Origin of the sequence: Brucella pseudogrignonensis (genome assembly GCF_031454375.1) — a bacterium.
GTDB lineage: Bacteria > Pseudomonadota > Alphaproteobacteria > Rhizobiales > Rhizobiaceae > Brucella > Brucella pseudogrignonensis_A.
Genome location: NZ_JAVDQT010000002.1, coordinates 134,837 through 149,743 on the forward strand (window position 1 = coordinate 134,837; position 14,907 = coordinate 149,743).

Consider the following 14,907-nt stretch of genomic DNA (forward strand, 5'->3'; position numbering starts at 1 on the left):
AGCCGGTAAAAGAACCTTTTCGGGGCGGTTTCGTACCGTCCTAAACATGTAATTGCGGAGAACAGGATGTCCGTCGATATTTCAACCGTCAAGCGCGTTGCGCATCTTGCGCGTATCGCCGTCACAGAAGACGAAGCCGAGCGCATGACTGGCGAACTCAATGCAATTCTGGGCTTTGTTGAGCAATTGAACGAAGTCGATGTTGAGGGTGTTGAGCCTATGACCTCGGTTTCGCCGATGAAAATGCGCCTACGCGAAGATGCAGTGACGGATGGCAATATTGCCAATGCTGTCGTTGCGAATGCGCCTGTGACGGAAGACAATTTCTTCGTTGTGCCAAAGGTCGTGGAGTAAGCCAATGGCTATCCGGGTTTCCATCGAGACCCCATTGCAGGATGATGTGCGTGATCTCGTTGAGGCATTGAACGCGCATATGCTGCCGCTTTCGCCTATCGAGTTCCAGTTCAAGATGACTGTTGAACAGATGGCGGAGCCGGATACGACAGTTTTCGTTGCACGAGATGAAGACGGCAAAGCTGTTGGTTGTGGCGCATTGAAAATGCACGATAACGGTGCGGGTGAACTCAAGCGCATGTTCACGCGCCCTGAAGTTCGAGGTAAGCGTGTCGGCTCCCATCTTGTCGATGCGATTGTCGAGCAGGCAAAAGCCAAAGGTGTTTCTCGTCTGGTCCTCGAAACGGGTACTGGTCCCGGCTTTGAGGGTGCCTGGCGGCTTTATGAAAATTCGGGTTTTGCGCGCTGCGGAGTGGTTCTGGATTACCCCGATTCCGAATACAGCGCCTTTTTTGAAAAGCGCCTTGCTGAGGCATGACTTTACAGGATTAGATGATGAGCGAACTGACCGCACTAACCATTGCCGAAGCGCGCGATAAGCTGAAGGCTAAAGCTTTTACCGCCACCGAACTGACTGACGCCTATATTGCGGCTATTGATTCCGCCAATGACAAGATCAATGCCTATGTCGCTGTTACGCCTGAAAAGGCGCGCGAAATGGCAAAAGCTTCCGATGCCCGTATTGCTGAAGGCAAGGCCGGTGCGCTCGAAGGTATTCCGCTTGGCGTAAAAGACTTGTTCGCGACGAAAGGCGTTCACACGCAGGCCTGCTCGCACGTTCTTGACGGCTTCAAGCCTGAATATGAATCGACCGTCACTTCCAACCTTTGGGCTGACGGCGCTGTCATGCTGGGCAAGCTCAACATGGACGAATTCGCGATGGGTTCGTCCAATGAAAGCTCCTATTATGGCCCGGTGAAAAACCCATGGCGTGCAAATGGCTCGGATGTTGATCTGGTGCCGGGCGGCTCGTCTGGTGGTTCGTCGGCAGCAGTTGCTGCGCATCTTTGCGCAGGCGCGACTGCATCGGACACGGGCGGCTCGATCCGTCAGCCAGCGGCATTCACCGGCACTGTCGGTATCAAGCCAACATATGGCCGTGTTTCGCGCTGGGGTGTTGTCGCTTATGCGTCGTCGCTTGATCAGGCTGGTCCGATTGCGCGTGATGTTCGCGACGCTGCGATCCTGCTCAAGTCTATGGCATCGGTCGATCTGAAAGATACAACTTCGGTTGATCTGCCGGTTCCGGATTACGAAGCAGCTATTGGCAAGTCGCTGAAGGGCCTCAAGATCGGTATTCCGAACGAATATCGTATCGATGGTATGCCAGACGAAATTGAAGCGCTCTGGCAGAAGGGCATCCAGTATCTTAAAGATGCTGGTGCGGAAATTGTCGATGTTTCGCTGCCGCACACGAAATATGCGCTCGCTGCCTATTACATCGTGGCACCTGCCGAAGCTTCGTCCAACCTCGCACGTTATGACGGTGTGCGTTATGGTTTGCGCGTGCCGGGCAAGGACATTGCCGATATGTACGAGCAGAGCCGCGCCGCTGGGTTCGGTAAGGAAGTAAAGCGCCGTATTCTGACTGGAACCTATGTTCTGTCGGCTGGCTATTACGACGCTTATTATCTGCGCGCCCAGAAGGTCCGCACGCTGATTAAGCAGGACTTTGAAAATGTTTTTGCGAGCGGTGTTGATGCAATTTTGACGCCGATTACGCCGTCTGCTGCGTTCAGCATCGGCGATAAGGAACTCGCAAACGATCCGGTCAAGATGTATCTCAATGACATCTTCACAATCACGCTCAACATGGCGGGTCTTCCAGGGATCGCTGTTCCTGCGGGTCTGAATGATCAGGGTTTGCCGCTTGGTTTGCAGTTGATCGGTCGTCCGTTTGAAGAAGAAACTTTGTTCCAGGCAGCCAGCGCAATTGAGCAGGCAGCTGGACGCTTTACCCCGAAAAAATGGTGGTAAAATCTGAAGTTCTCATTCGCCGGGCAGAAATGTCCGGCGAATTTGTTTTGATGGCTGAAATCGCCGTGCGCGCATGGCAAACTGCAGCGCGTGACATTACGCTTACGGATGAAAGCCGGTCGGAACTTCAGGTCAAGTTCCTGCGTGATTTGCATGAGAATGCTGATGGTGTTTTGCTGGCGGAACGAAGCGGCGAGATTTGTGGCTGGGGCGCTCGTGTCCCGAAAACAAACTATATTTCGGACCTCTGGATCGATCCTACCCATCACGGTCAGGGGTTTGGCGGAGCATTGCTAGATGCGCTGATGGCGCAGATTGTTCTGAATGGCTTTTCAGACGCAGAGATAGGCACTCATGCCGACAATTTTCGGGCAATTGAGCTTTATGGAAAGTTAGGCTTTCGCATTTATCAGCGTGGCGAAGAATGGTCGGCGAGTTTTGGGTGCATCGTTGAAAAAGTCCGAATGCGCGCTGACTTATAAAGCGTCATTGCCATTTTGAGACATGCGCCTATCCTCTTGTAAGGAATCGTTTTTCAGAGGAGGGGCTTATATGTGGATTATGCTGACTGATGTGAGCGGCGAACGGGTCGCTGTCAATTTCAACCACGTTTTGTCATATAATGCCTATGGTACCGGAACGCGTATTGTGACGCTGAGTACCGATCTCACATTCTTTGTCAAAGAGTCGATTGATGATATTCAAACTAAACTCGGCATTGACGTGAAACAATAAATAACGCGTTCGGCTACGGGCTTTTCTTTCCGCACTTCATCGCTTGACCTTCCAGCGATGGTAAGCCTTATTTTTTGACATGAGATAAACCATGGAGGTTCTCATGTCATTTTTGAATATGCTTTTGCTTGGTGATAAACGCGCGACTAAGAGTTTTTTAGCGGGCGTGGTGGTTGCATGTCTCGGAGCAGGCGTTGCTCAGGCGCAAACAAAAGCGGGCGATGCACATATGCATCACGGTGGCGGTGCTGCCAAAACCGAAGCACCTTCAGATAATTCTGCGGTTGCGGCTTATATGGCTGCGAATGATCGTATGCATCAAGGTATGGCTATAGAATTTAGTGGTGATGCTGATGCAGATTTTATGCGGGGAATGATCCCTCATCATCAGGGTGCGATTGATATGGCTCGCGTTGTACTCAAATATGGTTCTGATCCGAAGGTGAAGGCGCTCGCGGAAGAAGTCATTTCCGCACAGGAAGCCGAAATCAAAATGATGCAGCAATGGCTGACAGAGCACAATAAATAAACTGATGGCGGGCGATTGTATGCGCCCGCAATCTTTCACGGATTGATAATCCAACTAATTGATTGCCTGCCGTCAGACTGAGTTAAATATCAAGCTCTTCCACAAACGCAGCGCGATCCTGAATAAAGCGGAAGCGGGCTTCCGGTTTTGTACCCATTAGATCATCAACGGTGCTGCGCGTTTCATCGACATAATCTTCATCAACATGAACACGAAGAAGCGTGCGCTTTTTCGGGTCCATCGTGGTTTCTTTCAGCTGCTCGGCGCGCATTTCGCCAAGGCCTTTGAAACGGCCGATTTCGATTTTGCCACGTCCGGTAAACATCGTGCGCAGCAGCTCGTCTTTGTGTGCGTCATCACGAGCATAGGCGACCTTGCCACCCTGACTGAGACGATACAGCGGCGGGACTGCCAGATAGAGATGACCGTTGCGGATGAGATCCGGCATTTCCTGATAGAAGAACGTGATCAGTAGTGATGCAATATGCGCTCCATCCACGTCAGCATCGGTCATAACTATGACTCGATCATAACGCAGATCGTCTTCGCGATAATTTTTGCGCGTGCCGCTACCCAATGCTTGCACAAGATCGGCAATCTGTTGGTTAGCTGTCAGCTTCTCACGGCCAGCACTGGCAACATTCAGAATCTTACCACGTAGCGGCAGGATCGCCTGATTGGACCGATTGCGTGCCTGCTTGGCGGAGCCGCCAGCCGAGTCACCTTCGACGATGAAAAGTTCTGCACCTGCTGCAGCATTCTGCGTGCAGTCTGCAAGCTTGCCCGGAAGGCGCAGTTTACGCGTCGCGCTCTTGCGGACGGTTTCCTTTTCCTGACGGCGACGCAGGCGCTCTTCCGCGCGATCGACAACCCAGTCGAGCAAGCGGGATGCTTCCTGTGGTGAAGCTGTCAGCCAGTGATCGAACGGATCGCGGATGACATTTTCCACGATACGCTGCGCTTCAACTGTTGCGAGCTTGTCCTTGGTCTGACCAACAAATTCTGGCTCACGAATGAAGACCGAAAGCATGGCTGCTGCCGAAATCATCACGTCATCGGTGGTGATGATCGAAGCGCGTTTGTTGTTGGTTAGTTCGGCATAGGCTTTGAGGCCGCGCGTCAATGCAATACGCAGACCTGCTTCATGCGTGCCGCCGTCGCCCGTCGGGATCGTATTACAATAGGAATTGACGAAGCCGTCACCACCATACCACGACACTGCCCATTCAACAGCACCGTGACCGCCTTGCTTTTCAGTGCGACCGGAGAAAATCTCGCGCGTCACCTGATGCTCTTTGCCAAGCGACGCAGAAAGATAATCCTTGAGGCCGCCGGGGAAGTGGAAAACAGCCTTTTCCGGTGTTTCCTTCTTCGGGTCGAGAAGCGCAGGATCGCAGCTCCAGCGAATTTCTACACCACCGAAAAGATACGCCTTTGAGCGCGCCATGCGGTAAAGGCGGTGCGGATCAAAATGAGCGCTCTTACCGAATATATCCGGGTCAGGATGAAAGCGAACACGCGTGCCACGACGGTTGTGGACTTCGCCGACATCTTCAAGGCCGCCCTGTGGAATGCCGCGCGAAAAGCGCTGGCGATAAAGGCGACGATTGCGTGCGACTTCCACTTCCAGAACATCGGAAAGCGCGTTCACCACTGAAACACCGACGCCGTGCAGACCGCCTGAGGTTTCATAGGCTTTGCCGTCAAACTTACCGCCCGCGTGCAGCTTGGTCATGATGACTTCAAGCGTTGATTTTCCCGGGACCTGCGGATGCTCATCAACTGGAATGCCGCGTCCGTTATCGCTGACGGTCAGGAAGCCTTCGGCATCAAGATTGACTTCAATAAAATTGGCATGGCCTGCAACGGCTTCGTCCATCGAGTTATCGATGACTTCTGCAAATAGGTGATGCAGCGCCTTTTCGTCGGTGCCGCCGATATACATACCGGGGCGCAGACGCACAGGCTCGAGGCCCTCAAGAACGCGAATGGAGGAGGCGTTGTAATCATCAGCACCAGATGAAACAGGCGGAGCTTTGGTTGTCACAGGCGCTGGCTTCGGCGCAGATGGTGTCGTTGCCGTTTGCGCAACAGGCGTCGATGCAGGAGCCTTCTTCGGCTGCTGCTCCATCTGCCGTTCACGGGCATTATTGACTACTCTGGAAAAGAGATCGTTATCGTCCATCTTTGTCCGAAAAGCTTTCTATCTGAAACCTGAAGGACCGCCCCCAGCGAACGGCGCCAAATCTATATCTGCGAATCACATATATAATGCCACTGTAATACCCGCATTGCGAATAAAGTTCGCCTTACGTTCCACTTTAGTCCCAGGTTATCAAGTGGTTTTGCCTAAAGCGAGACCGATTTGCACCATAAGCATGGCTAAAGTCAAACTGCATGCTCCATTACGCGGATTAAGATAGAAACCAGCCAATCATTCGCGTAAGCGCAATTGCAGTGATAAAATTGTGAGTAATAAAATGCAGGGCAAGGCGACAGGCGGTACCGAAGCGCACGTAAAGGGCATGGCGATCATGGTGCTTTCGGTGCTGCTGCTGCCGCTTATGGACGCCATCGGCAAGTGGCTTGCCATGATGGACAATATGCCCCCCGCAACTGTCACCTTCATGCGCTTTTTCATTCAGTCTGGACTGATGTTTGCTGTTTTGATCGCCATGGGTGGTCTGAGCGCACTGCATACGAAACATCTTACAGGCAATCTTGTGCGTGGCGCGCTGATGGGCTTCGGTGGAACATGTTTCTTTACCGCCGTTAAATATATGCCGCTCGCCGACGCTATGGCGGTGTTTTTTGCCGAGCCGCTGATCCTCACATTGCTATCCGCTATATTTCTTAAAGAGAAGGTTGGTTGGCGCCGGTTCAGTGCGGTCGGCATCGGCCTCATTGGTACGATGATCGTTATTCAGCCAAGTTTTGAGATTTTTGGCGCGGTATCTCTGTTGCCATTGGCGACTGCCGTCACTTTTGCGGTCTATCTAATTTTGAATCGCAAATACGGCGCTAAAGAAGGTCCAGTCGTCATGCAGTTTTATGCTGGCGTCGGCGGATCGCTGATCGCAGGTCTGTTTATGATTCTTGGCACGGCTGCTGGCATTGAAGATTTGAGCTTCGCGCTGCCTCATAGCCTACAGCCTTGGTTGTTGCTGTTTCTGCTCGGCGCAATTGGCACGGTCAGCCATTTGCTGGTTGTGCAGGCATTTAAGCTTGCACCAGCATCCATGCTGGCACCGTTTCAATATCTGGAAATCGTCAATGCAGTTCTGGTTGGGCTGATTGTATTTGGTGATTTTCCGACACCGTCCAAGTGGTTCGGTATCTTCATTATCGTGGGATCTGGCTTTTACGTCTTCATGCGCGAGAGGCGGATAAAAGCCGTCTGATTATTTCGTCTGACGTGGGCCAAAGACGCTTTCAAAAGCTATTCCCAGTGCCACGTCAACGTCGCCCATGGTGATTGGCAGGCCTAGATCGACAAGACTGGTCACGCCATATTCCGCAATGCCACAGGGCACGATGCCGCCAAAATGGTCGAGCTCGGGCTCGACATTGATGGCAATGCCGTGGAAGCTCACCCAGCGGCGAAGACGAATACCGATAGCGGCGATCTTATCTTCACACATGCCACCATTGGCAAGCAGTGGCTTCTCCGGGCGTGACACCCATACGCCAACACGATCTGCGCGACGTTCACCTTTCACGTTGAACTGTGCCAGTGTCTCAACGATCCATTGTTCAAGTGCGGTTACAAATGCCCGGACGTCTTCGCGGCGACGCTTCAAGTCCAGCATGACATAGGCCACACGCTGGCCGGGGCCGTGATAGGTGTATTCACCACCACGCCCGGTGTTGAAAACAGGGAAGCGATCCGGCGTCAGCAGATCTTCGGTGTGAGCGCTGGTGCCAGCAGTATAAAGTGAAGGATGTTCGACAAGCCAGACAAGCTCGTTGGCTGTGCCCTCGCGGATCGCCTGCACGCGCTTGTCCATAAACGCGAGTGCCGTGTCGTAATCTGTCAATCCATCCGCGACGAGCCACTCCACTGGCTGACCTTCTGTCTGCGGCAGAAAATGCGCTGATCGTTTTAGTTCGCTGGCTGGGCGAGAGTTGGGGAAAGCAGAGCTATTATTCATAGCAGTAGCATATGCTGCTTTTTCAATTCTGGTGCCAGATGTCAAAATGCCTCTATCCCAGATGATGAATAAAACACAAAGATTGATACCTTTAATGGCGAATTGTTGTAACGATCAGGATGGTTGTTAAATGTTTTAACCATGGTGATGCGATCTGAAGAGCGCAGCTTGTCATACACATAGGGTGCTATATATTTCTAACGATCATTCAGCACAGGTTCATCTTACTTTTGTGATGATGTGTGCAGTTGAACTGGAGAATAAGATGATAAACTCTTTGAAAAAAATAGTAGTTGGCCTTGTCGGTGCTACTTTTTTGATTGGTGCGATGGCACCTGTTTCGGCGGCTCCGGTCCTGCCAACTGCGCAGATTGCAGGCAGTGATAATGTTTATCAGGTTCGGGATGACCGCTGGCGTCGTCATGGTAACGGAAATTGGAATGGCCATCGTCCGGGAAACCGCCCTGGCTGGAATGGTGGACGTCCAGGCCCTCGTCCGGGCTGGAATGGCAATCATCGCCCGCGTGCAGGCTATTGGAATGGTCACCGTGGCTATAATAATTACCGCCATGGCTATCGTCGCCATAATGATGGATGGTGGTACCCGCTGGCAGCGTTTGGTGCTGGCGCGATTATAGGCGGAGCAATTGCTTCCCAGCCTGCGCCGCAGCCGGTGTATCGTCAGGGCAACAATCATGTTCAGTGGTGTTATAACCGATATAAGTCGTATCGCGCTTCGGATAACACTTTCCAGCCTTACAATGGTCCACGTCAGCAGTGCTATTCACCTTATTAATAAATGTCGAATAGCCTCTCAAACGACAGCCGCCTCGCAAGGGCGGCTGTTTTTGTTTTAGGATTTGTTAGCCCCCGCGCTGCTCGTAACCTTCGACATCATCATTCGCAATTTTACGCCCGAGATATTGCTTGAGTTGCTCAATCTCGTCGCGATCCCATCCGTCGACATCTGTCACTTTTATCCATGCATCAACATAGTCTTGAGGAGAATAGACGTGGCCGTAACCCATAGGCGTTGTCGTCGCGAATACCATATCGAGGGCCAATTGTAACATCGTTACTACCGGATACCACCGCAATTGAGGTGAAACGTCCGGGCCGCGCGGCGCATCCATCCAATCTGGCTGACGATAAAAGGCGTGGCTATCAAAGACCACGACAGCGTCGCTGGCATATTGCAGATAGACAATTCTTAGAGGTCCCCAGTGATCACCATTGCCTGGTGCCTCACCATTTTGATTCATAAAGCGTGCGAAAGAGCCATCTCTGAATACTGGCAACCATTCCGGTGTGCCCGGATTTCGGTCTCTTGTGATTTCTTTCCAGTCACGGCTTGGAAATGGCGGACCACTCCACAATGCGCCGTTGATAGGGTCCTCAAGCATTTCAAACAGGGCGACTGATTTTTCAGAGTTCATCGCGCCAAGGCTTAAGCCGTAAAGATATAAACGTGGACGTTGATTTTTTGGAAGTGTTTTCCAATGGTTATAAACACTCGTAAATAAAGCACGAGAGGACTCGGCGCCATATTCTGGCTGGAATAGCAAAGATAGGGGGCTGTTGAGATAGGAGTATTGCATGGCGATACTAGCGACATCGCCATTATGCAGAAATTCAAGGCCGTCCATAGCAGCTGGATCAACCCACCCTGTGCCCGTGGGAGTGATTATGACGAGCACTGAACGGTCAAAGCCATTTTGCCGCTTAAGTTCTTCCAACGCAAGTTCTGCACGTTGCTTGGGTTTGCTCGCTACATTCAAACCGGCATAGACCCGAATAGGGTCAAGTGCAGGCCGCTTGGTGACCGAGGATATCTCCAGAGCTGTCGGTGCGGAAGATATGTATTCCCGGCCCGCTCGCCCCAGTTCTTCCCATTTGAGCAACGATGAAGTGCTTCCGGTTCTGTTTGATTGGGTAGGTTGCGGGCGCTCAGGTTCAATGAGCGCATCATATTCACTAAACGATCGATCAACTATCTTGAAGGCAGATTGAATCATAAGACCATTCGCGATTGTCCATACGATTATAACGGTCAAGATAGCGCCCAAGACATTTGAAACTCGGCGTGGGATTAGACGGTGTGTTGTTTTTGAGATGAAAAATCCAAGCCGGAGAAGCGCGCGACTTAGCAACAGAAGAACCAGAAATGTAACAATGGCGATTCCGCATACGCTTGCTGGATAAGCGCTTGGAACTGCGTCCATGCCCATCACCGAGCGTACAGAGTTTTGCCATCCAGCTGAAAAATAAAGCGCTGTGATTGCTATTATCGTGCACGCAATTCCGACAAAGAGATTCGTGATGCTTCGCAAGCGGCTGCCTGGAGCAGGCAATTCAAGATAGTTCCATGTCCAGCGCCATACGACGCCAAAGCCGTAACCGAAACCAAACGCAGTTCCGCATAACACTCCCTGCATGACATAGGTGCGTGGAACGAGACTTGGCGTGAGGGCTGCCGCAAACAATAATGTGCCGAGTGCCAGGCCGATGCCCGAGAGCGAATGCCTGAATCGAAAGATGATGTCGGTGATGAGGGGCATGAAAAGCCAACATTGCTGAATTAAGTAAATGCGAGCGTGTCTATTGTGCCTAATGATAAACCGCCACATTAGTGAATGTTACAATGTCAGATCTATAGACGATATCGTTTTTTGGTTTTCTAAGCATCGAGTCAGCGCGAATCTGAGTGATTTGATCTTTCTCTGGTGATGAAATCGCCCAAATTTCGTGTGCTCATATTGTTCTTTATAAAGCTGGATCTGATTTTTCCCTTAAATGGCCGTTTTTTTTGAATTTATGTGGGAAAACTTGAACTTATGGTGTTGACCAATCCGAAAGTCGCCCGTATGTTCCGCGCACTTCCTGGGATGATTTGTCCCTCTTGGGAGCGCGTAGCTCAGCCGGTAGAGCAACTGACTTTTAATCAGTAGGTCCAGGGTTCGAATCCCTGCGCGCTCACCAAAATCAATCACTTAGCACCGTTTCCAAAACACCCATTTTACACTTTGCCATTTATTTTACACTTGGCTGCTATTTCGTTCCCTTTCTGATCGCGTCAATGACGTCTCCCCCAGCAAGATAATTCTTACGGATTATGCCCTCACATTCGGATTTGGAATGACCTGAGATTTCGGCAATACGCTCAATGTCCATCCCGTGCGCGTATGCATAGGTGATGGCGGTTCCCCGCAGATCGTGAAAAGTCACTCCGGATATTTCAAGGCGCTTCATCTCTTTGCCGAATGATGAGTTGAAGCCAGATGATGTCCAGCTTTCACCAAAGCTGTTCACAAGAACACGCTTCCGTTTCGCGTCTTTTGCTTTCCTGAGCATGGGCAATATCTCATCAGCAGGCTTAATTCTGACGCGAGCGCCAGTCTTGCCCTGTGTGATCCACAAAAGACCATCACTATAAGCGATTGTGGTCAGGCCCAACAAATCACCCTTACGCTGCATGGTCCACAAAGCCATCCTGACAACGTCAGCCAAGTGCGGTGCAGCTTCGTTGAGAAACTTATTAACTTGGCTTGGCATCCATATGATGTCCTTACGGCTTGACTTATGAAGCTTTCCAGCCTTCTCCAACGGGTTTCTAGCAATGATTTCTCGGTTTTTCGCCCATGAAAGCATGCGCGCAAGAACTGTTATGTGAAGATCTGCGGAGCGGGGAGTGGAGCGCATTTCATCGCGCCAGTCCATAAACAGCCGCCTTGCGCCTCGCGCATCTAAAGCAGGGATAGGCAGAGTGCCAAACCTGACCAAAATCACGCCCATCATCCGCTCATAATCGCGTTTTGTAGAAGGACTGAGCTTTTGATAATCAGCGCTAGATGTATATTGCTTGATAAGCCAAGATAACGTTTCCGGCTTTGCTTCTGCCTTCTTACGGTCTTTCGTGAGGCGTACATACTCCTGAGTGAACGCAGGCGTTCCGGGCTTTGATGTCATCCGAGGTCCACCACGCCAAGCATAGAAGTAATAGCCAAGCTCACCGTCAGCGAGCTTGACCTTGACCTTATGCACGCCGACGAGATTGACCTTCATTCATCCACCTTGCGAGAGCGTTTTCAGGGCTGTCGCTTTCTTCGTTAGTGTCATTGTTTGTGATACCGTGGAGAAACTCAATATCTCCAGATTTTAGAAGCCTTGCGTTCATTCCTGTATCAGCAGCGGCTCTTGCAGCATCCATTATTTCAGCCTTTGAAAAGGTTCTGGCTCTAGCCATCTCTCCCCCTTTCATGCAGTGCGGTGCGGTCGTATCGGCCTGTGTGTCGTGGTAATCCGTGCGGTCTGGGGATTGATTTCCATGTCTCCCCTCGGAGGATCGCTTGGATTGTGTAACGGCATGTTCGATATTGCTGGCAAAGGTCTTTAGTCAGAGCGCCGTTAACCGCATCGTGAAGGATATTCTTCACGTCTTCTTCTGATAGCTTTGCCGCTGACGCGTCCTCACCTGATGGTAAGCCATTTTTCAAATGATCTTGTTTCGAGGTGATTGTGTTCTTAGCGCGGCCCTTGCGCATCATATCCATCATATTCGTGGTCGCGTGGCCTAGGAACAAATGTGATGGGTTAACGCAACGAGGGTTGTCGCAGTGATGGCAAACCATCAATCCCTCGGGTGTTTCGCCGCAAAACAAAGTATAGCTGACCCGATGAGCGCGCCAAGTACGGCCACGAAATACCATACTCCCGTAGTTGCCAATCTTCGTAGTGCGCCAGTTCCAGCACCCATCTTGGCTTACGACTTTTCCTAGAAGCCGAGAAACGTCCGGATTTGCACGAGAAAGTTTAGCCTGTGCCTTTGTCAGCTTCATTCGCTCTGCTCCCCTAGTGGGCTGGCGTAAACAGCGGCATTTATTGCTGCGTGCGCCAAGTCATGACTACCATTTGTATAAAGTGCGGCGGCATATTTCATGGCAGGTGTCGGTCGCTGTAGAGCGGTGAGGATGGTGGAAATGGCTGCTTTGGATAATTTGCGATAAAAATCTTGCTCGTCTGATCGCTCCAAATGCCAAGGAAGTCCGGTGTCAGTCGCGGACTGCATTTCCCGCGCCACCTTCTCTATAAGTTCCTTACTCGCCATGGCTGGATGCCTCCTTTGCGCGCAAGATGGCGATGCAGAGGGCCAGCCCTGCTGTCGGTGCTGTTGCTTCGGCGCAAGAATTGTCGCCCTCATACCGATTGAGCGCGATGCCGATGCGGACCTTTTCAGGGTAATCCTCAATCTGGAAAGTGCAGTTTGGCCACCACTCGCGAGCAACACGTTTTGCACGATCCATGCTGTCAGAGGTGTAAAACGGGGCGCTATAAGTGGAGTGCTGTTTCTTGTGGTCATATGAGCGGTTGAAGTAAGAAACAACGGAGCCTTTCACTTTTCCGGGGCGATGACCATATCCACCCCACGGTTTAAACTCACACTCAATCAGAACGTCTTGTGCCCTATCAGGCCCGTCCAGCTTGGATAGTCTGTCAATGATGGTCATGGCTTGGCCTCCAAGGCGGCGCGGATAGCGAAGATGCAATAAGGCGCGCCGGGGAAATGGTTCATGCCTTCATTGATCCACCAATCTTCAACGGATTTTGCAGCATCTTTGAGTGCCGCAAGTTGGGTTCCGAGGGCTTCGGCGCACAATTGCTCGTCAAGACAATCTTTTGCATTGTGGGGGCTCGACTGCGCTTCCCGCTTTACGTACGCCTCTAACTCCTTAACCCGCGCAGTCAGCGCCTCGTTGTCGGCCTCCTGTAGTATCTTGGCCTCCGCCGCGTGATCCAATAGCTTTTGTTGTTTTGCGATTAAATCGTCCTTCGCCTCAATGATGGTCTCGGCCTGCGAGTGATCGCAAAGCTTACGTGTGCGCTCTCCGTTCGCTGTGTAGATGCTGTAAGCCGAAAGCGGACAGTCAAGCCAATCCCCTTGTAGGAAAACTTGGTAAAACGCCACCGTCAAACCGTTGACCGGCGCGGCTGGGCGGGTGGTACCTGCCTCTTGTTTGATGAGATAAGCTGAATGAGCGCAACTATCACAGCGCGTTGATCTTTTGGCTCCTACTGCTTGCTTATTTCCGCACTCTCCACAAACAAACCAATAATTTCCCGGCGCGTAACCGAAAGCTCTTAAATCAATCTCGGTCATCGCTGCCTCCTGTCGGGCGGGTGGCCGACGCTCCCGGTGAGGCTGGGAGGGCGGCGCGAGCGTTATTGAACGCCTTGAACGTCATCGAAGTTGAAATCTTTGAGCCTTTGGGCGTCTTGCGATGAACGGTGAAAACAATGTCACTCTCGTTATAATTCATGGCGAATAGTTCGCCTGCAATATCCGAAAATGGCTTGAGTGCCTTTTCAAGTGCTCGCTCGCGTTCCGTCTTGCACCCATCCGCCACAGGCTGAGACGAGAGGTCACCAAGCGTCGTATCCCCGGCGCTCTCTGCAAGTTGCAAAAGGCGCTCGCGCTTGCTTGGCTGAGACGAGAGGGCGCGGATTGCGGAGGCGGCAGCTACACGGCCATGATGGAAGCCGCTTTCACAATCCCGACATTCTGCAAGTGCAGACTGATGATCGAAATCCCCACTAGAACCTTCTGCAATCTTCGCCGCTTCCTCCAACGCCTGCGCACGCGGGGATGGGGCCGGTTCGATTGCGGGCAGGATGCGAGCGGAATAGTCGGCCTGTGCTGCGGATTTGGCGGCTTCTAATCCTGAAATGTCGTTCCATTGGCTATGCATTTGACGCCAGCCGCATTCTGTCACCAAGTACAGACCGCCGAATGCGTCCTTTGCGCTCTCATGTGATCCGTCCGGGTGCTTCACCCACTCCAGCGCCTTAACCTTCACCCCTTGCAGGAAAGGCAGGGCGGCTGTGAGGGCGGCGCGCATGTCTTCTTGGCGCTCTTCGTCCTCCAGCCATTTTTCCAAAATGTATGCATATTCTTCTTCGTGCAGCCACGCACACAATGCCGCCTGTACTGCTTCATCTGGGATTGTCATGGGCGCGCGCTCCCGATCAGAGAAAGCACGCTTTCGGCTGCTTTCTCGTAAATAAAGGCTGTGGTGGCGTCTTCTTTTTCAGCGTCCGTGTGAGGCTCAGAGCGATTAATCTCTGTCCGTTCCCACATTGCTGTTGCTATTGCATTGAGGTGGTCAG

The 14,907-nt window shown here is 51.8% G+C and carries 18 protein-coding genes and 1 tRNA gene; 9 read left to right on the top strand and 10 right to left on the bottom strand.

The genetic code is table 11. The annotated features are described in order from the left end of the window. Positions 1 to 66: 66 nt before the first annotated feature. The 6 genes from gatC to copM all read left to right on the top strand — a co-directional run bounded on the left by gatC (position 67) and on the right by copM (position 3,595). Positions 67 to 354, top strand: a complete 288-nt coding sequence (gene gatC, locus J2782_RS08365) for an Asp-tRNA(Asn)/Glu-tRNA(Gln) amidotransferase subunit GatC (protein ID WP_113499140.1) — start codon at positions 67 to 69, stop codon at positions 352 to 354. A gap of 4 nt (positions 355 to 358) precedes the next feature. Then, the gene (locus tag J2782_RS08370; protein ID WP_310011345.1) at positions 359 to 832 is read left to right on the top strand and encodes a GNAT family N-acetyltransferase; all 474 of its coding nucleotides are present in this window, start codon (positions 359 to 361) and stop codon (positions 830 to 832) included. Between the two features lie 17 nt (positions 833 to 849). Continuing rightward, the gene (gene gatA, locus J2782_RS08375) at positions 850 to 2,331 is read left to right on the top strand and encodes an Asp-tRNA(Asn)/Glu-tRNA(Gln) amidotransferase subunit GatA (protein ID WP_310011347.1); all 1,482 of its coding nucleotides are present in this window, start codon (positions 850 to 852) and stop codon (positions 2,329 to 2,331) included. Next, positions 2,322 to 2,813 carry a GNAT family N-acetyltransferase gene (locus J2782_RS08380; protein ID WP_310011351.1) on the top strand — a complete coding sequence of 164 codons (492 nt, stop codon included), beginning with the start codon at positions 2,322 to 2,324 and terminating at the stop codon, positions 2,811 to 2,813. Before gatA ends, J2782_RS08380 begins: the two co-directional genes overlap by 10 nt. A gap of 70 nt (positions 2,814 to 2,883) precedes the next feature. Next, positions 2,884 to 3,066 (top strand): hypothetical protein, encoded by a 183-nt coding sequence (locus J2782_RS08385; RefSeq protein ID WP_310011354.1) that lies wholly within the window; start codon positions 2,884 to 2,886, stop codon positions 3,064 to 3,066. 103 nt (positions 3,067 to 3,169) lie between these two features. Continuing rightward, the gene (gene copM, locus J2782_RS08390) at positions 3,170 to 3,595 is read left to right on the top strand and encodes a CopM family metallochaperone (RefSeq protein WP_310011357.1); all 426 of its coding nucleotides are present in this window, start codon (positions 3,170 to 3,172) and stop codon (positions 3,593 to 3,595) included. 82 nt (positions 3,596 to 3,677) lie between these two features. On the opposite strand, the gene parE is transcribed toward copM, so the two are convergent. After that, a complete protein-coding gene (parE, locus tag J2782_RS08395) occupies positions 3,678 to 5,780 on the bottom strand; it encodes a DNA topoisomerase IV subunit B (protein WP_310011360.1) in 2,103 nt (700 codons plus the stop codon). Between the two features lie 295 nt (positions 5,781 to 6,075). Here parE and J2782_RS08400 point away from each other — a divergent pair, with 295 nt between their 5' ends. After that, a complete protein-coding gene (locus J2782_RS08400) occupies positions 6,076 to 6,996 on the top strand; it encodes a DMT family transporter (protein WP_310012295.1) in 921 nt (306 codons plus the stop codon). Here the strand turns inward: J2782_RS08400 and lipB are convergent, their stop codons facing one another. Further along, positions 6,997 to 7,746 carry a lipoyl(octanoyl) transferase LipB gene (gene lipB, locus J2782_RS08405; RefSeq protein ID WP_310011363.1) on the bottom strand — a complete coding sequence of 250 codons (750 nt, stop codon included), beginning with the start codon at positions 7,744 to 7,746 and terminating at the stop codon, positions 6,997 to 6,999. 265 nt (positions 7,747 to 8,011) lie between these two features. On the opposite strand from lipB, the gene J2782_RS08410 reads away from it, so the two are divergent. Then, positions 8,012 to 8,542, top strand: coding sequence for a BA14K family protein (locus tag J2782_RS08410; protein ID WP_310011366.1), 531 nt, complete (start codon positions 8,012 to 8,014; stop codon positions 8,540 to 8,542). Positions 8,543 to 8,609: 67 nt separating this feature from the next. Here J2782_RS08410 and J2782_RS08415 read toward each other — a convergent pair whose 3' ends face one another. Further along, positions 8,610 to 10,304, bottom strand: coding sequence for an alpha/beta hydrolase (locus J2782_RS08415; protein WP_310011369.1), 1,695 nt, complete (start codon positions 10,302 to 10,304; stop codon positions 8,610 to 8,612). 345 nt (positions 10,305 to 10,649) lie between these two features. On the opposite strand from J2782_RS08415, the gene J2782_RS08420 reads away from it, so the two are divergent. Then, positions 10,650 to 10,725: transfer RNA gene (locus tag J2782_RS08420), tRNA-Lys, on the top strand. Between the two features lie 69 nt (positions 10,726 to 10,794). Here J2782_RS08420 and J2782_RS08425 read toward each other — a convergent pair. From J2782_RS08425 to J2782_RS08450, 7 genes are read right to left on the bottom strand one after another with little or no spacing between them, the layout of a single operon-like run. Next, positions 10,795 to 11,808, bottom strand: coding sequence for a tyrosine-type recombinase/integrase (locus J2782_RS08425; RefSeq protein ID WP_310011371.1), 1,014 nt, complete (start codon positions 11,806 to 11,808; stop codon positions 10,795 to 10,797). Further along, on the bottom strand, positions 11,780 to 11,989 hold the full coding sequence (locus J2782_RS08430; protein ID WP_310011374.1) for a hypothetical protein: 210 nt from the start codon (positions 11,987 to 11,989) through the stop codon (positions 11,780 to 11,782). Before J2782_RS08430 ends, J2782_RS08425 begins: the two co-directional genes overlap by 29 nt. Further along, entirely contained in the window at positions 11,982 to 12,581 is a 600-nt protein-coding gene (locus J2782_RS22840) for an HNH endonuclease signature motif containing protein (RefSeq protein ID WP_404989615.1), read from the bottom strand. The genes J2782_RS08430 and J2782_RS22840 overlap by 8 nt, the downstream gene beginning before the upstream one ends. After that, complete coding sequence (locus tag J2782_RS08435; RefSeq protein ID WP_310011378.1) at positions 12,578 to 12,850, bottom strand: hypothetical protein; 273 nt, start codon at positions 12,848 to 12,850, stop codon at positions 12,578 to 12,580. The genes J2782_RS22840 and J2782_RS08435 overlap by 4 nt, the downstream gene beginning before the upstream one ends. After that, positions 12,840 to 13,250 (bottom strand): hypothetical protein, encoded by a 411-nt coding sequence (locus J2782_RS08440; RefSeq protein WP_310011381.1) that lies wholly within the window; start codon positions 13,248 to 13,250, stop codon positions 12,840 to 12,842. Before J2782_RS08440 ends, J2782_RS08435 begins: the two co-directional genes overlap by 11 nt. After that, a complete protein-coding gene (locus tag J2782_RS08445; RefSeq protein WP_310011383.1) occupies positions 13,247 to 13,900 on the bottom strand; it encodes a hypothetical protein in 654 nt (217 codons plus the stop codon). The genes J2782_RS08440 and J2782_RS08445 overlap by 4 nt, the downstream gene beginning before the upstream one ends. After that, positions 13,887 to 14,750, bottom strand: coding sequence for a hypothetical protein (locus J2782_RS08450; RefSeq protein WP_310011386.1), 864 nt, complete (start codon positions 14,748 to 14,750; stop codon positions 13,887 to 13,889). The genes J2782_RS08445 and J2782_RS08450 overlap by 14 nt, the downstream gene beginning before the upstream one ends. Between the last annotated feature and the right edge of the window lie 157 nt (positions 14,751 to 14,907).